A 16,739-nucleotide genomic window follows, 5' to 3' on the forward strand; every position below is an offset into this window, starting at 1 on the left:
ATGACCGTCACAAAACCGGAAATCGTCATCACCTATTGCACGCAATGCCAGTGGCTGTTGCGTGCCGCGTGGCTGGCACAAGAGCTGCTCAGCACCTTCGGCGATGACCTCGGCAAAGTGTCACTGGTGCCGGGCACCGGCGGGATATTTCACATTACCTGCAACGACGTACAGATCTGGGAACGCAAGGCCGACGGCGGCTTCCCCGAGGCCAAGGTGCTCAAGCAGCGGGTGCGCGACCGGATCGACCCTGACCGCGACCTCGGCCACAACGACCGTACTCAGTGAGAGGCGGCTTCGGCCGCGACGGTTTTCTTGTCGCTGCTGCCTGACATCCGGCTCGACACCACGATGGCAACGATGATCAGCGCGCCGCCGATCAGCATGCGCAGGGTCGGATCTTCATCGAACAGCAGCCAGGCCACGGTAATTCCGTACACCGGCTCCATGGCGAACACCACTGCTGCGGTGCGTGCCTTGATCACCGCCAGACTGGCAACGAACAAACTGTGGGCGACGCCAGTGCAGAACACCCCGAGCAAACCGATCCACAACCAGTCGATGGCCCGTACTTCGCTCAGTTGCGGCGCCGCCACCGGCAGCAGACACAACGCCACCACCACGTTCTGACACAACGCTGCCTGCACCGCCGGGATGCGCCCGGAGCTGGCGCGGTTGGTCAGGGACAGCAGGGAAAACAGCAGGCCGGACAGGATCGCCCAGAGCAGGCCCGTGGTCGCGCCGCTGGCCAGATCGAACGCCGGGGTCACCAGCACCAGCCCGACACTCACCAGCACCACCAGCACGATTTCATTGATGCGGATGCGTTCGCGGAAAATCAGCCCTTCGAGGATCACCGTGAAGGCCGGGAAACTGGCGAAACCCAGGGTCGCAATGGCGACGCCCGCGACCTTGACCGCAATGAAGAAACTCACCCAATGCCCGGCCAGCAGCACACCGCTCAGGGCCAGTCGTCGCCAGTCGACGGCCTGCAGTTTCTGCCAGCCGCCCTGCTGGGCAAAACGGGCGAAGAACGCCAGGGCCAGTACGGCAAACGCGGCGCGCCCGAACACGATGACGGCGGGCGTTGCGGCGGCGAGTTTGCCGAAGACGCCGGTCAGGCCGAACATCAGTGCGCCGATATGCAGGGCGCCGAGGGCGGTACGGGGAGTCATTGCAGTCCTTTTTCCAAACACCATTACAGGCACACATTGAAGCGTGTAACGGCCGAAAAGTCTGTCGGCAGGCTATCGACTTTTGTCGTCAGCCTCGCGTCGCAATTGTGTAGGAGACGTACCGAATTCACGCAGGACGGCGGCCGAGAACGCACTCTGCGAGCTGTAGCCGACGCGGCTGGCCACTTCACCGACGGGCAGTGTGGTGTTGCGCAGCAGCGCCACGGCTTTGTGCAGCCGGCGACTGCGAATGTAGTCCATCGGTGTCTGCCCGCATTCGGCGACGAACCGCGCATGCAGCCGGGCGCTGGACAATCCGGCGATGCGCGCCAGATCCGCCACTTGCAGCGGATAGGCCGCGTACTGCTCGATGTGCGCATCGAGTGCCGCGTAGGGCAGGCGGCGCGCGACGATCTCGGCGGGTGGCACGTGGTTCAGGCTCGCCAGCAGCAACACCGCGCCTTGTTGCGCAATCAGCGGATCGTTCACCGGACTGTTCGCCAGCCAGTTGACCAATTGACCTTGCCCGGCATCCAGCGACAACCGCGCGGCGTTGTCCAGCAGGCGACGGCTGGCATCGGCGTGATCGCCCAGCGAGCGCGCCAGCCATTGTTCGTCCGGCACATCCAGCACCAGACAACGGCTGCCCTTGGGACTGCCGCACGCGTGATGCGCGCCGGCGGGGATCACCACGAAGCTCTGCTGCAATACCTGGCTGCCACGCCCTTCGACTTCGAAATCCAGCGCGCCTGACAGGCCGAACACCAGTTGCGCGTGGTCGTGGCTGTGGGCGATCAGGTCGTGGCTGTAATGGCGCAGGGTCAGGATCGGTTGCATGGCGGTCTCCGGGCGAGCCGCCAGTCTACACCGGCACAGGGGCGACGCGTTTGTCACACGACTGACGCACACCTGTCATGGTCGATTAACCGGGCGCGCGCAGAGTGGCGAAAACATCGCAGAGGGTTGCCCATGACCAGCGCCGAGCTCGCCAGACCCAGCCGTAAACAACGGGTTCGCACCCTGTGGATCTCCGACGTGCACCTGGGCACGCGGGATTGCCAGGCCGAGCATCTGTCGCAATTTCTCAAGGGCTATCACGCCGACAAGATCTACCTGGTCGGTGACATCATCGACGGCTGGAAACTGCGCGGCGGCATGTATTGGCCCCAGGCGCACACCAACGTGATTCGCCGCTTGCTGACCATGAGCAAGCGTGGCACCGAGGTGATCTACGTCACCGGCAACCACGACGAATTCCTGCGCCGCTATTCGAAACTGATTCTGGGCAACATCCAGTTGGTCGACGAAGCGGTGCACGTCACCGCCGATGGCCGGCATCTGCTGGTGATTCACGGTGACCAGTTCGACGTGATCACCCGTTACCACCGCTGGCTCGCGTTCCTCGGCGATTCGGCCTACGAGTTCACCCTGACCCTCAACCGCTGGCTCAATCACTGGCGGGCGAAATACGGTTACGGCTACTGGTCGCTGTCGGCCTATCTCAAGCACAAGGTGAAGACCGCGGTCAGCTTCATCAGCGACTTCGAAGAAGCCATCGCCCACGAATGCGTGAAACGCGAGCTGCACGGGGTGGTTTGCGGGCACATCCACCACGCCGAGATCCGCAAGGTCGGCGAGGTGGATTACCTCAATTGTGGCGATTGGGTGGAGTCGTGTACGGCGCTGATCGAGCATTGGGACGGCACGATCGAGCTGTATCGCCTGGCCGATGCGCAGGCGCGAGAGGCCGAGTTGAAAGCGGCGAAGGTTGCCGAGCTGGCTTAGAAAAGATGTGTGTCGGTTTTGCTGGCCTCATCGTCGGATCGCCGCCCGGAGCAAGTCCGCTCCCACAGTGGTCGAAGGTGTACGTAGCCTTTGTGTACACCCCAAAAACCTGTGGGAGCTGGCTTGCCAGCGATGAGGCCGGTGCAGACAACATCAGGCCTAGGCGTGCTCTTCCATCGCCGCTTTGTAGATCGAGTTTTTCGGCTGGGCGAACAGCCTTTCCATCATCGGCTCGAAGAAGCTCAGCGGCAGGGTGTCGTATTCGGGGTCGAACGCCGCTGCGTCGTATTTGGCGCAGAACTCTGCGGTCGCCAGAAACTGCGGGTGGTCGCTGAACTGCTCGCGCAGGTGCCGATCCATGCCCAGGTGATGGAAGAAGTAGTAGCCCTGGAAGATCCCGTGCTTTTCCACCATCCACAGGTTTTCGGCACTGACGAACGGCTTGAGAATGGCCGCGGCAATGTCCGGGTGATTGTAGGAACCGAGGGTGTCGCCGATGTCGTGGAGCAGGGCGCAGACCACGTATTCCTCGTCGCGCCCGTCGCGAAAGGCGCGGGTCGCGGTTTGCAGCGAGTGGGTCAGGCGATCCACCGGGAAACCGCCGAAATCGCCTTCGAGCAGTTTCAGGTGCGCCATGATCCGGCCCGGCAACTGACGGGCATAGGCGCTGAAATCCGCCGCAATGATCGCCCAGTCGTCCGGTGTGCCGTCCTTCATGTGGGTGAAACGGGCATTGGCATTCATCGGCAATCCTCTTGGTCGGAATTTCTAGAACGGCACGCGGCCCAGGATCATGTCGCGGTACATGACAAAGTCGCCGAGCAGGCTGTAGAACGGGTGCTGGAAGGTGGCCGGGCGGTTTTTCTCGAAAAAGAAATGGCCGACCCAGGCAAAGCTGTAGCCCGCCAGCGGCAACGCAAGTAAAAGCAGCCAGGCGCCCTTGGCGATGGTCAGGGCGAGAATGAAGATCACCAGCGTCGTGCCGATGAAATGCAGGCGACGGCAGGTGCTGTTGCTGTGCTCGCTGAGGTAATACGGATAGAACTCGGCGAAGCTGTTGAAAGGCTTGAGGGTTTCCACGACTGCGATCTCTGTGGCTATTGTTCTGATTGCAAGTTGTTCGGCGGGTAGCTTATTTGAGTCTAGAGTGATCATTGGCGTCGGCCAGTGACAATCGGCGCCACTTTACTATCCTTGGGAAATCGGCCGTAGTATGCGGCTTACCATGTCATCCAAGAAAAAACGCCATGAGCGAAAGAACGACTTCTGCAAGCTGGGCGATGGGGATTGTCAAAGCACTGGAAATGGACGGCCTGGATTGTCGGGTTCTGTTCAGACAGCTGGGGCTCGACTACGCGGCGCTGGAGGATCCGGACGCACGCTTCCCACAGGATTCCATGACCCGACTCTGGCAACGGGCGGTCGAGCTGTCCGGGAATCCGGCGATCGGCCTGAACATGGGCAAGGTGGTGCGGCCGGCTTCGTTCCATGTCGCGGGCTATGCACTGATGTCCAGTAATACGCTGGCGGAAGGTTTTCAGCGTCTGGTGCGTTATCAGCGGATCATCGCCGAAAGTGCCGACCTGAGTTTTCGCCTGCTCGACGAGGGTTATGCGCTGATCCTGACGGTGCACGGCGATCATCTGCCACCGACCCGCCAGAGTGCCGAAGCCTCGCTGGCCTGCGCGCTGGCACTGTGCGGCTGGCTGACCGGACGCACGCTGCACCCGCGCAAAGTGCTGGTGCAGGGCGACGAACCGGATGATCTTGAACCCTACAAACAAGCCTTCCATGCACCGCTGGTGTTCAACGCGCCGTATGACGCGCTGATCTTCGAACGGGCCGACATGGAAGCGCCGCTGCCCACGGCCAACGAGGCGATGGCGCTGCTGCACGACCGGTTCGCCGGGGAGTATCTGGCGCGTTTTTCCGAAAGCCGCGTGACCCACAAGGCGCGTCAGGTGTTGTGCCGCCTGCTGCCGCAGGGCGAACCCAAGCGCGATACGGTGGCGCAGACCCTGCATCTGTCGCAGCGAACCTTGCAACGGCGTTTGCAGGAGGAGGGCACCAGTTTTCAGCAGTTGCTCGATGACACCCGCCGCGAACTCGCCGAGCAATACCTGGCGCAACCGAGCATGACCTTGCTGGAGATTGCCTATCTGTTGGGGTTTGCCGATCCGAGCAATTTCTTCCGCGCCTTCCGTCGCTGGTTCGACACCACGCCCGGCGATTACCGGGCGCGGTTGCTGGAGGCGCCGAAGGCGATCAGTGACGCCAGAACGCCGGAATACACAGTACAAACACCGTAATGATCTCCAGTCGGCCGAGCAGCATGCCGAACGACAGAATCCACTTGGCCGCATCCGGCAGGCTGGCGAAGTTGCCGGCCGGGCCGATGGTCTCGCCCAGGCCCGGGCCGACGCCGGACACGGTGCTGGCGGCGCCGGTCAACGCGGTCATCCAGTCCACGCCCAACAGCGACAGCAGCAGGGCGATCACGCAGATGGTGATCGCGAAGAAGAACGAGAACGTCAGGATCGAACGAACGATTTCCTCGTCGAGGCGGTGACCGTTGTACTTCTGCTTGATCACCGCCCGTGGGTGAATCAGCTGGTTAAGGTTGGCCTTGAGCAGGATGTAGGCGACCTGGAAACGGAAGATTTTGATCCCGCCCGCCGTCGAACCGGAACAGCCACCGACGAAGCCCAGATAGAAGAACAGCATCAGCGAGAAATTGCCCCACAGGCTGTAGTCCCCCAGCGCAAACCCCGTGGTAGTGACCACCGACGTCACGTTCAGCGCCACGTGGCGCAGCGCGTCCAGCCAGTGCAGGTTGGTGGTCCACCAGTACCAGGTGCCGAGCACCAGCCAGGTCGCCAGCAACATGCCGAGCAAACCCTGCACCTGTTGATCCTTGATCAGCGCCCGGCGGTTGCCGCGCAGTGTCGCTACGTACAGGGTGAACGGCAGGCTGCCGAGAATCATCACCACCACGGCCACCCAGTGCACCGCCGGTTGCGTCCACTTGGCCAGGGACTGGTCGGAGGTCGAGAACCCGCCGGTGGAAATCGCTGACATCGCGTGGTTGATCGCATCGAACGGGCTCATCCCGGCCCACCAGAACGCCAGGCTGCCGAGAATCGTGATGCCGACGTAGGCTGCCACGATCAGCCGCGCCACCATGTGCGAGCGGGGCATGACCTTTTCCGAGCGGTCCGAGGATTCGGTCTGGAACAGCCGCATGCCACCGATGCGCAGCAGCGGCAGGATCGCCACCGCCATGCCGATGAAGCCGATACCGCCGATCCAGTGCAGCAGCGAGCGCCACATCAGGATGCCGGGGGACATGTCGTCCAGATGGTTGAGCACGGTCGACCCGGTGGCCGTGATGCCGGACATGCTTTCGAAGAACGAGTCGGTGTAGCTGATGTGCTGGGTCAGCAAAAACGGCAGCGCGGCGAAAATGCACACCACCAGCCAGCTGCTGACGGTCAGCAGGTACATGTCCCGGGGGCGCAGGTGAATGTGTTCCGGGCGGCCGGGAATGACCAGCGCGAGGCCGGCGACGAAGGTGATCATGCTCGCCCAGAGGAACGACGGCAGATCGCCGGTGCGCTCGAAAATCACCAGGGTGGCCATGGGCACGACCATGGCGACGGCCAGGGTGATCAGGAAGATGCCGATGATGAAACCAATGATCCGTAAGGTCGGCAACGCCATGAAGTCCGCTCGGGCTGATGTGGGAAGGGCGCCATTCTACCTGCGGTGCAAGGCATGTAAACCGACGCGTCTGGATCACTTGCAGCTAGAATAGCCGGACATTTTTTTCAGGAGGTGGCCGATGCAGGCTCTCGACGCTTTGCTCAACCGTGTTTCCGTTCCACGACTGATCGATCCGGCCCCCACTGCCGAACAGCGCGAAGTGCTGTTTGCCGCCGCGACCCGCGCACCGGATCACGGCCATTTGCAGCCGTATCGCTTCCTGACCGTCGAAGGCGCGGCGCGTGAGCAGATGGGCGAGTTGCTGGCCGAAGCTGCACAGATGCAGGAAGGCGAAGTCACCGAAGCGATGATCGACAAGGCACGCAACGGCCCGCTGCGGGCGCCGCTGGTGGTCGTGGTCATCGCCAAGTTGCAGGATCACGTCAAATACCCGAAGGCCGAGCAATTGCTGGCAGCGGGCTGTGCGGCGCACGGGATTCTGCTGGCGGCTTACGCGCAGGGGATTGGCGCGGTGTGGCGCACCGGTGATCTGGCTTATTCGAAACATGTCGCCAAGGGACTGGGCCTGACGGATGACGAAGAGGTGATTGCGTTCCTGTACCTAGGCACGCCGCAGAAAGAACCGCGGGTGGCCGAGAAGGTTGATTTGGCGGAGTTTGTTAGCGCTTGGTCGGGTAAGGCTTAAAGGGCGTTAAAAGCTTTAAAAGCGCCCTCACTGTAGAGACCGGTACATCCTTTACACATTAGACCGGGGACATCGTTTACACCTTTTACAGGCTTGATACGCGGTTGGCACCGCGCTCAAGCCTGCCTAAACAGAAGTTGCAAAGGTACAGCTCCCACACGTCATCAGCCACTTCCTTCAGCGCGATGTCCTCGCCGATCAGCGCCTCGCCCAAAAACATTCGTTGCCCCTTCCACTTGAACTCGCCGTTCGAGCGAACCTTGCGTACCTCAACCTCAGGGCCATATTCGACCGCGGGCAAGTAGCCCGGATACGGGCGCAACGAAGGTCTGTAGACGGAAGCCGGCGGTTTCATGCCCAGTGCGGTGTGTGGTCGATCATGGTTGAAGTCCTGAACGAACTCTTCAAAGGCCAGCTGTTGGCGTACGAGATTTTCCGCCGGTGTTCGCAGTACCGCTGCTTTGAGGGGGCGGTGCATCCGTTCGTGTCGACCGTTCTGGTCAGGACGCCCTGGTGTGATTGTCTCGATATGGATGCCATGCCTGATGAACCAGACGGACAGCTTCGACAGCCGCGACAAACCGGTCGATGCGAAAGGCGCCCCGTTATCTGTGCGGATTACGTCCGGCAATCCAAACTCCCGGAAAGCCCATTCGAATCCCTGTCGCGTCGGCTCGCTGTGCGTGCCGGGCAGCGCCCGGCAGAGCAGCAGATAGCGACTCATCTGATCGGTAATGGTCAGCGGATAGCACCAATTGCCGTCCTGCATCCTGAACTGCCCTTTGAAGTCGGCACACCAGGTCTGGTTGGGTTCATCGGCCGGGCGTAAATGCGTCGGAGCACGCGGGCGCAAAGGATAAGGGCGCCGCGCAATGACCAAGCCAGCCTTCTTCAACCACTCACCAGCAGTGCTCGCGGCCGGCCATGGGATCTGTGGATCGGACTTTCGCAGGCGATCAATGATCTGTTTGGGGCCTCGATCGGGATGCTCGTTTTTCCTGGCCAGCAATGTGGCGATGATTTCATCCGGGGTTTGATGAGGGCAGTTCAAAGGCTTGCGGGATTGCTCTTTCAAGCCATCCACACCGAGCGCTGCATACCGATCCAGCCATTTATCGACGGTTGGCCGGCTGACCCCATAACGCCGGCTCAATTGGCTCTTGGTGTAGCTGCCACTGAGCCAGTCACTGACTAATTTCACTCGTTGATCCATCGGGGACTCTTGATTCCAGGGCATGGTCAGCACCTCCTGACCATGATTGATACCTGTAAACCATGTCCCCGGTCTCAAACGTAAAGGATGTACCCGGTCTTTACCCACCCTAACCCTCTCCCGGAGGGAGAGGGGACTGATTGGGGGATGCTTCAGAGGTTCACCGACCTGAAAGAACTTGGCCGAATCCGGAATTGACGCGGTTCAGGGGCTTTGGCAGATCCATAATCGACTCGATTTTTCAGGTTGATGTATGACGCAAGACACCTCGGTCGGCGCCCTCTCCCTCCGCGAGAGGGCTGGGCGGGCGGCGTTCCGATGAGGGGGGCTTTTCAGGGTTGCACCACAATCCCAGGCTCCAGCGGTAACTCAAGACTGGCCACAAATCCGCCCTGCGGGTGATTGGCGAGCACCAGCGTCCCGCCATGCCGCTCCGCCGCCCGCCGGGCAATCGCCAGTCCCAGGCCATGGCCCGCAGCGGTCTGCCCCGGCGCCCGATAAAACGGTTCGCCCAACTGGCTCAGGTGCTCGGCCTGCACCCCCGGCCCGTGGTCACGCACGCTGACCACGATCCGCTCGCCCTGACGTGACGCCTGCATTTCAATCGACTGCCCGACCGGGTTGAAGCGTTGGGCATTGCGCAGCAGGTTGTCCACGGCGCGTTCGATCATGGTCGGCCAGCCTGTCAGATTGAGCGCCGGCTCGGCCTCCAGACGCACGGTCTGCTCTGGCGAACCCAATTGAGCGTCTTTTTGCAGGGTGGCGAGCAGGGCATTCAAATCCACCTCTTCGGCGCTGGCGTTGTCGGCATCGACTCGCGCCAGCACCAGAATTTCACTGATCAGCGCTTCCAGCCGGTCACACTCGCGGGTCAGGCGCGGCCAGAGTTTTTCCCGTTCTTCGGGGCTTGCACGTTCGGCCAAAGCCAGGGCGATGCGCAGTCGGGCCAGCGGTGAGCGCAACTCGTGGGACACGTCGCGCAACAGTTGGCGCTGGCTGCCGATCAGGCTTTGCAGGCGTGCGCCCATGCGGTTGAAGTCGTTGGCCAGCACGCCGAATTCATCGCGACGGTTGGCCAGTTGCGCCAGGCTGTTCTGCTGATAGGTGGTCTGGCCGAGGTCGTGCACCGCACCGCGCAGACGACTGAGCGGGCGAGTGATGGAAAAGGTCACCAACAGGCTGAACAGGGTCAGCACCACCAGCGCGATGCCCAGCGCGCTCAACGGCCAGAGCAGGCTTTCGCGGTGCCAGGCGTCGAGTTCCGGGTGCGGGATGCGGTAGATGAAGAGGTAGGTGTCGCCGCTTTTTTCGCTGGTGAATTCGTCGGTCAGACGGCGCCAGGGCAGGCGTCGGTCATCGTTGTTCTGCCGCGCCTCGAAGGCCGCCGCGCGCCGGGGGAAGGTGCCGCGCACCACCGGGTCGCCGCTTTCGTTCAGCACTTGCACGTCGATGTGGTACTGGCGCTTGCGCTGTTCGAGGATGTCCTGGGCGGCGTTTTCGCCCTGGGCTTCGTAAGTCTGCGTCCATTCGGCAGCCAGGGTGTTGAGGCCCGGATGGCGGCTGAGGATCCACGCATCCTGATTGAGCATGTGCCCCAGCAGAATGGAAAGCCCTGCAACCAGAGCGATGGCCAGCCAGAAGCTGGCGAGGATACGCCAGAACAATGAACGCACAGAAAATCCTCAAACAAAGAAAACCCAACGGCGGTGAGCCGTTGGGTCAGGGCGTGACGCTAGAACATTATTGCGCCTTTTGCGGCTGTTGCGCTTTCCAGGCTTTGAACTCGGCCCATTCGGCGCGACGTTCGGCCTGTTTCTTCTGGATCTCATCGAATTTCTTCTGTTGATCCGGTTTCAACACGGCGCGAACATCAGACTCGGCTTTCTTGTGGTTCGCCGCCATCTCGTCCTTCATGGCTTTCTGGTCGGCTGGCGAGAGTTTCTCCAGGTATTTTTCGACCGTCTGCTTACGCTCGTGCATCTGCTCGCCCATGATCTTGCGAATTTGCTCGCGCTGTTCGCGGGACAAGTCCAGTTGGCTGTACGGACCTTTGCCGTGCATGCCGTGCATCTGACCGCCATGGCGCGGGCCGTCCAGCGGGCCACCCATCGGGCCGCCTTCCTGTGGCATGGCCATGGCGACGGTCGGCAGGGCAGCGGCGAACATCAGAGCGATAAGAGTCTTGCGCATGGTGAATCTCCTTTGTCTCGTTCCCGGTACGTTCCGGATGAGTACAGATTACGGAGATCAAGGTCAGCGGCGGTCAGCGCTGTGTAAAGCTTGGGTAAACACGCTTTCGCGCCGACCTGACAAAACTGACAGACGATCAGAGGCTGTAGTAGTAGCCACGGCTGCGCAGGGCGACGATGCGCGGGCGGCCGTCGGGGTGCGGGCCGATCTTTTTGCGCAGGTTGCTGACGTGCATGTCCAGGCTGCGGTCGTACAGGGTCAGCTTGCGGCCGAGGGCGATCTGCGCCAGTTCCTGTTTGTCCAGCGGCTCGCCCGGTTGCTTGAGCAGGGCTTCAAGCAGGCGGCTTTCGGAGACGGTGAGGGTGAATTCCTTTTCGTCGATGCTGACCACGCCGCGCACCGGGCTGAAGCTCAGGTCGCCCAGTTCGAGCTGGGTCGACACGGCGGCCGGGTGGCTGCGGCGCAGCACGGCGCGCAGGCGGGCGGTCAGTTCGCGTGGATCGCAAGGTTTGGCCAGGTAATCGTCGGCGCCCAGTTCCAGGCCGAGAATCCGGTCCAGCGGCTCGCCCCGGGCCGAAAGCATCAGCACCGGCAGGTCGGCATGATCGCTGCGCAGTTGCTTGAGCAGTTCCAGACCGCTGCCGTCGGGCAGCATCACGTCCAGCACCACGGCCGCCGGCGCGGTTTCGGCCAGCGCCTTGCGGGCACTCTGGCCATCGTGGCAGGCCCGGACCTGAAAGCCTTCCTGGCTCAGCCAGCTACTCAGGAGTTCACACAACTCCTGGTCATCATCAATCAGTAACAGCTCGCTCATGACTCACTCAATTTAGCCATTGCCGACGTTTTCGGCTTGCTCCACTGGCAAAGATACCGCAGAGCAGCGCCAATAGCGCTACCCCGGCTCCGGTGACGAACCATTGCTGCTGTTCGGTCAACAGGCGCGGCAGCGGGCTGGCCTGGGCTTCCTTGAGTTGCAGCTTCAGACGCTGGTTCTCCTGGCGCAACCGGGCGAGCTGGGCGCTTTCGCGGGTGTTGTCGGCATTTTGCAGTTGTTTGCTCAGTTCTTCCCGTTGCTGCTCGCTGGCCTTCAGGCGCTGCTGCAACTCGGTGATCTGGCTGCCGGCGCTCAATGAAAGCGGCGTGGAGCTGTTGCCTTCGGTGCTTTCTTCACCATGGGCGGGCGCCATGATCGACAACGTGACCAACATCAGACACAACGGACCCTTGCGCATCGCGACTCCTGTTTCCAAATGGATATTGGGCAGGTTGTCGGCCGGCAAACGAGAATAATGAGCGATTGAGAACGCGATGAACCGACAAGGTTCATCGCGCTGAGGGCTTTTGCGGGGGAGGTTACGGCAGGACTTGCTTGAACGGCTTGACGATCACATTGGCGTAGACGCCGGCGGCGACGTACGGGTCGGCATCGGCCCAGGCTTGCGCCGCGCTCAGGGAGTCGAATTCGGCGACGATCAGGCTGCCGCTGAAACCTGCTGCGCCCGGATCATTGCTGTCGACCGCCGGGTGCGGGCCGGCCAGCACGATGCGGCCTTCGCCCTTGAGCACTTGCAGGCGTTCAAGGTGTGCCGGGCGCGCAGCGAGGCGGGCGTCCAGGGAATTGGCGACGTCGGTGGCAATGATGGCGTAGAGCATGTCAGTCCTCGGTTTTTGGCGTTGTGGTATCGGCGTCGTGCAGGTGACGGGACAGGTAGATGCCCTGACCGACCAGGAACAGCACGGTCATGCCCAGGCTGCCGAACACCTTGAAGTCCACCCAGATGCTCTGGAAGGTGAAGGCGACGAACAGGTTGGCGGCCCCGCAGAACAGGAAAAAGGCGATCCAGGCGATGTTAAGGCGGGTCCAGACCGGATCCGGCAGGGTCAGCGCGTGGCCCATGATGCGCTTGATCAGCAGGCGGTCACCGATGAAGTGGCTGCCGATGAAGGCCAGGGCGAACAGCCAGTTGACCACCGGGGCCTTCCATTTCAGGAAGGTTTCGCTGTGAAAGGCCAGGGTCAGGCTGCCGAACACCAGGCAGGCGATCAGGGTCAGCCACTGGCTCTTCTCCAGCTTGCGCTGCTTGATGAAAAGCGCGCCGTACACCACCAGGGAGCTGATGATCAGCATGGCGGTGGCACTGTAAATGCCGCCTACCGTCAGTTCATGGCCGGCAACGTCGACGGTGCGTGGATCGAGTTTGTAGACGATGAAGAACAGCAGAAGCGGGATGAAATCGATGAATTGTTTCACAGTGAGAGCCAGAAGCTGGATGTGGCGGCATAATAACAAACATATGGGCGCGCGATAGCGCCAGCTGATTTGAGGTAACACATCCCCGTGAATGTTGATTTGCACTGCCACAGCACGGCCTCCGATGGCGCCCTGGCGCCTGCGGCACTGGTTGCGCGTGCGTTCGAGAACGGCGTGCGAGTCCTGGCCCTGACCGATCACGACACCCTCGAAGGCCTCGCCGAAGCGCGCACGGCCGCCGAGGGGCTGGGCATGCAACTGGTCAACGGCGTCGAATTGTCCTGCACCTGGGGCGGGGCGACCATTCACGTGCTCGGCTATGGTTTTGACGTCAATGCCGCGCCGTTGGTCGAGGCGATTGCGAAGTTGCACGACGGCCGCTGGCTGCGGTCTGAAGAAATAAGCCGCAAGCTCGCCCTCAAGGGCATGCCGAATGCGCTCGACGGCGCGCGGCAGATCCAGCAGGAATTGGGCGACAGCGGCAACGCGCCGGCCCGCCCGCATTTCGCCGACTGGATGGTGCGTGAAGGTTTTGTAAAGGATCGCGCCGAGGCGTTTCGTAAATGGCTCGGCGCCGGCAAGCTGGGGGACGTCAAGCAGCATTGGCCGACCCTGGAAGACACCGTCGGCACGTTGCGCGCCGCCGGCGCTTGGGTCAGCCTGGCGCATCCGTGGCACTACGATTTCACCCGCAGCAAGCGCCGAAAGCTGATTGCCGACTATATTCAAGCGGGCGGGCATGCGATCGAAGTGGTCAACGGTCATCAGCCTGCGGAACAGGTGGGCAGCCTTGCCATCCTTGCCCGTGAGTTCGGTCTGCTGGTCAGCGCCGGCAGTGATTTCCATGGCCCTGGTGGCTGGTCCGAGATCGGCCAGTACCGGCCGGTGCCGGAGGACCTTCCACCCCTGTGGGGTCGGTTCAAACATGACCCAGTTATTGCCGCCGTCTGAACAGGTAGAGAATGTGAGTCAATTTTTCCAGATTCATCCGGAAAACCCGCAAGCGCGCCTGATCAAACAGGCGGTCGAGATCATCCGCAAGGGCGGAGTGGTGGTCTATCCCACGGACTCTTCCTACGCAATCGGCTGCCAGATCGGCGACAAGAACGCCATCGAGCGCGTTCGACGCCTGCGTCAGCTCGACGAGAAACACAACTTCGCACTGATCTGCAGCGACCTGTCGCAACTGGGCAATTACGCCAAGATCGACACCGGGACGTTTCGAATCCTCAAAGCCCACCTGCCTGGGCCGTACACCTTCATTCTCAACGCCACCCGCGAAGTGCCGCGCCTGTTGCTGCATCCGAAGAAGCGCACCATCGGTCTGCGGGTGCCGAGCCATCCGATCGCGCTGGCGCTGCTGGCCGAACTGGGCGAGCCGTTGATGAGCGTGACCCTGATCATGCCGGGCGATGAAGACCCGTTGAGCGACCCGTACGAAATGCGCCAGTTGCTCGAGCATCAGGTCGACCTGATCATCGACGGCGGTTCCGGCGGTATCAAGGCCTCCACCGTGATCGACCTCACGGGCGACGATCCGGAAGTGATCCGCGTCGGTTGCGGCGATCCCGCTCCATTCATGGTCGAGGCCTGAATGTCCGCAGTGGAAACCGTTGATCCCCAGGCCGGTGCCCAGCAGGAACTGCCGTTTGCCATGGTCTATGGCCAGGCCGTTACGGAAATGCCGCTGGACCTGTACATCCCGCCCGACGCGCTGGAAGTCTTCCTCGAAGCCTTCGAAGGCCCGCTCGACCTGCTGCTGTACCTGATCCGCAAACAGAACATCAACATCCTCGACATCCCCGTGGCGGAAATTACCCGCCAGTACATGGGCTATGTCGAGCTGATGCAGTCGGTGCGCCTGGAACTGGCCGCCGAGTACCTGGTGATGGCCGCGATGCTGGCCGAGATCAAGTCGCGGATGCTGCTGCCCCGGGCCGAAACCGTCGAGGACGAAGAGGACGACCCGCGCGCCGAACTGATCCGTCGCCTGCAGGAGTACGAACGGTTCAAGGCTGCCGCCGAAGGCATCGATGGCCTGAGCCGGGTCGGTCGCGACGTGATCGTGCCCAAGCTCGACGCCCCGGAAGCCCGCGCGCGCAAGCTGTTGCCGGACGTGGCGCTGGAAGAAATCCTGATGTCCATGGCCGAAGTGCTGCGCCGCGGCGACATGTTCGAAAGCCATCAGGTCAGCCGCGAGGCGCTGTCCACCCGCGAGCGCATGAGCGACGTGCTGGAGCGGCTCAAGGGCGGCGGGTTTGTGCCGTTCATCGAGCTGTTCACCGCCGAAGAGGGCAAGCTCGGGGTGGTGGTGACCTTCATGGCCATCCTTGAACTGGTCAAGGAATCCCTGATCGAGCTGGTGCAGAATGAGCCGTTCGCCGCGATCCACGTGCGAGCCCGAGCCGAATAACGAGTCCCGATATGAACCTGACTGAACCTCGCGAGCTGGCGTCCCTGCTTGAAGCCTTTCTGTTGGCCTCGGGAAAGCCGCAATCCCTCGAGCGCCTGTATGAACTGTTCGAAGAGGGCGAGCGCCCGGAACCGCCGGTCTTCAAGAAAGCCCTGACCCTGCTCGGCAAATCCTGCGAGGGCCGGGCGTTCGAGCTCAAGGAAGTCGCCTCCGGTTATCGCCTGCAAATCCGTGAGAAGTTCGCGCCGTGGGTCGGTCGACTGTGGGAAGAGCGTCCGCAGCGCTATTCCCGAGCGCTGCTGGAAACCATGGCGCTGATCGCCTATCGCCAGCCGATCACCCGGGGCGAAATCGAGGACGTGCGGGGCGTGGCGGTCAACACCAACATCGTCAAGACGCTGATCGAGCGCGAGTGGATTCGCATCGTCGGTTACCGCGACGTGCCGGGCAAACCGGCGATGTTCGCCACCACTAAGGCGTTTCTCGATCACTTCAACCTGAAGAACCTTGACGATCTTCCGCCGCTGGCCGAATTGCGTGAGATCGAGGCGGATCCGGTGCTCGATTTCGACGATGCTCCCGTGCCACCGGGCTTGCAGGAACTGGCCGACGCCAGCGCCGAGCCGGAAGAGCCGAAGGAGGAAACCAGTTTCCATACCTTGCTGCTGGAACTGGACAGCATGGAGGAGGGGATCAAGACCGACTTCGACGACTTGCTGCGTGACGGGTTGGACGGCGAATCGATGCCGACCGGGGTTGAGTCCGATCCGCTCGAGCCGCCGCACGAGGGTGAGCCAGAACCTGAATTCGAGCCTGAATTTGAGCATGAACCTGAATTCGAGCACGAACCTGAGCAGGAAGACGATGTGCTCGGCGTGGCCGAAGCCCGGGAAAAACTGCTGGCCGCCGTCGCCCGGCTTGAACAGCCAGCACCGGAACCCGCCGAGAAAGAGCTGAGCGAAGAAGAAGCCGAAGCCCGCGCCCTGGCCGAAGCCATCGAAGCCGAACGCCGCGAATTCGAGGATTGAGCATGAGCTCGACCAAAGACCCGTGCATCAGCGTCTGCAAGTTCAGCGATGACATCTGCCTCGGTTGCGGCCGCAGCAAGCGCGAGATCCGGGCCTGGAAGAAACTCGACAAGGACGACAAGCGCACCGTACTGGCCGAAGCCGCGCTGCGTCTGATCAAGCTCGGGGCCACCGGTCGGCGGAAAAAGAAATAACCTTGGCCTGATCGACTAGTCTCTGATGCGCGCGCGGCCACATCCGCGTATGATTCGCGACCCTTCGGCGATCCCTTCGCCC

At 62.0% G+C, this 16,739-nt stretch carries 21 protein-coding genes; 9 read left to right on the top strand and 12 right to left on the bottom strand.

Features of this window, described 5'->3' with window-relative positions; genetic code table 11:
• Positions 1–288, top strand: coding sequence for a SelT/SelW/SelH family protein (locus tag PDR5_RS07485; protein WP_039765482.1), 288 nt, complete (start codon positions 1–3; stop codon positions 286–288).
• Here PDR5_RS07485 and PDR5_RS07490 read toward each other — a convergent pair.
• Together PDR5_RS07490 and PDR5_RS07495 are read right to left on the bottom strand one after the other, a co-directional pair.
• A complete protein-coding gene (locus tag PDR5_RS07490; RefSeq protein ID WP_007958389.1) occupies positions 282–1,175 on the bottom strand; it encodes a DMT family transporter in 894 nt (297 codons plus the stop codon). The two genes, PDR5_RS07485 and PDR5_RS07490, sit on opposite strands and share 7 nt — an antisense overlap.
• 72 nt (positions 1,176–1,247) lie before the next feature.
• Complete coding sequence (locus PDR5_RS07495) at positions 1,248–2,012, bottom strand: AraC family transcriptional regulator (protein ID WP_064594269.1); 765 nt, start codon at positions 2,010–2,012, stop codon at positions 1,248–1,250.
• A gap of 132 nt (positions 2,013–2,144) precedes the next feature.
• Here PDR5_RS07495 and PDR5_RS07500 point away from each other — a divergent pair, with 132 nt between their 5' ends.
• Entirely contained in the window at positions 2,145–2,960 is an 816-nt protein-coding gene (locus tag PDR5_RS07500; RefSeq protein WP_007958385.1) for a UDP-2,3-diacylglucosamine diphosphatase, read from the top strand.
• A 159-nt stretch (positions 2,961–3,119) separates the two neighbouring features.
• On the opposite strand, the gene PDR5_RS07505 is transcribed toward PDR5_RS07500, so the two are convergent.
• Both PDR5_RS07505 and PDR5_RS07510 read right to left on the bottom strand, forming a co-directional pair.
• A complete protein-coding gene (locus PDR5_RS07505) occupies positions 3,120–3,704 on the bottom strand; it encodes an HD domain-containing protein (protein WP_064594270.1) in 585 nt (194 codons plus the stop codon).
• A 24-nt stretch (positions 3,705–3,728) separates the two neighbouring features.
• Positions 3,729–4,040: a DUF962 domain-containing protein gene (locus tag PDR5_RS07510; RefSeq protein WP_041475173.1), complete on the bottom strand. Its 312-nt coding sequence runs from the start codon at positions 4,038–4,040 to the stop codon at positions 3,729–3,731.
• A gap of 167 nt (positions 4,041–4,207) precedes the next feature.
• Between PDR5_RS07510 and PDR5_RS07515 the strand changes: the two genes are divergently transcribed.
• Positions 4,208–5,269, top strand: a complete 1,062-nt coding sequence (locus PDR5_RS07515; RefSeq protein WP_011332998.1) for an AraC family transcriptional regulator — start codon at positions 4,208–4,210, stop codon at positions 5,267–5,269.
• On the opposite strand, the gene PDR5_RS07520 is transcribed toward PDR5_RS07515, so the two are convergent.
• On the bottom strand, positions 5,226–6,680 hold the full coding sequence (locus tag PDR5_RS07520) for a TrkH family potassium uptake protein (RefSeq protein ID WP_039765494.1): 1,455 nt from the start codon (positions 6,678–6,680) through the stop codon (positions 5,226–5,228). The genes PDR5_RS07515 and PDR5_RS07520 overlap by 44 nt on opposite strands.
• Positions 6,681–6,801: 121 nt before the next feature.
• Here PDR5_RS07520 and PDR5_RS07525 point away from each other — a divergent pair, with 121 nt between their 5' ends.
• Positions 6,802–7,368, top strand: a complete 567-nt coding sequence (locus PDR5_RS07525; protein ID WP_064594272.1) for a nitroreductase family protein — start codon at positions 6,802–6,804, stop codon at positions 7,366–7,368.
• Positions 7,369–7,453: 85 nt separating this feature from the next.
• Here the strand turns inward: PDR5_RS07525 and PDR5_RS07530 are convergent, their stop codons facing one another.
• The 7 genes from PDR5_RS07530 to PDR5_RS07560 all read right to left on the bottom strand — a co-directional run bounded on the left by PDR5_RS07530 (position 7,454) and on the right by PDR5_RS07560 (position 13,022).
• A complete protein-coding gene (locus tag PDR5_RS07530) occupies positions 7,454–8,605 on the bottom strand; it encodes an integrase core domain-containing protein (RefSeq protein WP_064594274.1) in 1,152 nt (383 codons plus the stop codon).
• A 308-nt stretch (positions 8,606–8,913) separates the two neighbouring features.
• Positions 8,914–10,254 carry a sensor histidine kinase gene (locus tag PDR5_RS07535; protein ID WP_064594276.1) on the bottom strand — a complete coding sequence of 447 codons (1,341 nt, stop codon included), beginning with the start codon at positions 10,252–10,254 and terminating at the stop codon, positions 8,914–8,916.
• A 67-nt stretch (positions 10,255–10,321) separates the two neighbouring features.
• A complete protein-coding gene (locus PDR5_RS07540) occupies positions 10,322–10,771 on the bottom strand; it encodes a Spy/CpxP family protein refolding chaperone (protein WP_064594277.1) in 450 nt (149 codons plus the stop codon).
• 136 nt (positions 10,772–10,907) lie between these two features.
• On the bottom strand, positions 10,908–11,585 hold the full coding sequence (locus PDR5_RS07545) for a response regulator transcription factor (protein WP_007958370.1): 678 nt from the start codon (positions 11,583–11,585) through the stop codon (positions 10,908–10,910).
• Between the two features lie 7 nt (positions 11,586–11,592).
• On the bottom strand, positions 11,593–12,003 hold the full coding sequence (locus PDR5_RS07550) for a translation initiation factor 2 (protein ID WP_039765500.1): 411 nt from the start codon (positions 12,001–12,003) through the stop codon (positions 11,593–11,595).
• A 121-nt stretch (positions 12,004–12,124) separates the two neighbouring features.
• A complete protein-coding gene (locus tag PDR5_RS07555; protein ID WP_064594279.1) occupies positions 12,125–12,424 on the bottom strand; it encodes a YciI family protein in 300 nt (99 codons plus the stop codon).
• Between the two features lies 1 nt (position 12,425).
• Positions 12,426–13,022, bottom strand: a complete 597-nt coding sequence (locus PDR5_RS07560; protein ID WP_011333003.1) for a septation protein A — start codon at positions 13,020–13,022, stop codon at positions 12,426–12,428.
• Between the two features lie 87 nt (positions 13,023–13,109).
• Here PDR5_RS07560 and PDR5_RS07565 point away from each other — a divergent pair, with 87 nt between their 5' ends.
• The 5 genes from PDR5_RS07565 (at position 13,110) to PDR5_RS07585 (ending at position 16,657) form a co-directional block, all read left to right on the top strand.
• Complete coding sequence (locus PDR5_RS07565) at positions 13,110–13,973, top strand: PHP domain-containing protein (protein WP_064594281.1); 864 nt, start codon at positions 13,110–13,112, stop codon at positions 13,971–13,973.
• 13 nt (positions 13,974–13,986) lie between these two features.
• Positions 13,987–14,616, top strand: coding sequence for an L-threonylcarbamoyladenylate synthase (locus PDR5_RS07570; protein WP_108563655.1), 630 nt, complete (start codon positions 13,987–13,989; stop codon positions 14,614–14,616).
• A 120-nt stretch (positions 14,617–14,736) separates the two neighbouring features.
• Positions 14,737–15,435, top strand: coding sequence for a segregation and condensation protein A (locus tag PDR5_RS07575; RefSeq protein ID WP_170928268.1), 699 nt, complete (start codon positions 14,737–14,739; stop codon positions 15,433–15,435).
• A gap of 11 nt (positions 15,436–15,446) precedes the next feature.
• A complete protein-coding gene (scpB, locus tag PDR5_RS07580) occupies positions 15,447–16,463 on the top strand; it encodes an SMC-Scp complex subunit ScpB (RefSeq protein WP_064594284.1) in 1,017 nt (338 codons plus the stop codon).
• Positions 16,464–16,465: 2 nt separating this feature from the next.
• Complete coding sequence (locus tag PDR5_RS07585; RefSeq protein ID WP_007958358.1) at positions 16,466–16,657, top strand: DUF1289 domain-containing protein; 192 nt, start codon at positions 16,466–16,468, stop codon at positions 16,655–16,657.
• Positions 16,658–16,739 lie beyond the last annotated feature (82 nt).

This window comes from Pseudomonas sp. DR 5-09 (assembly GCF_001655595.1).
Lineage (GTDB): Bacteria > Pseudomonadota > Gammaproteobacteria > Pseudomonadales > Pseudomonadaceae > Aquipseudomonas > Aquipseudomonas pharyngis.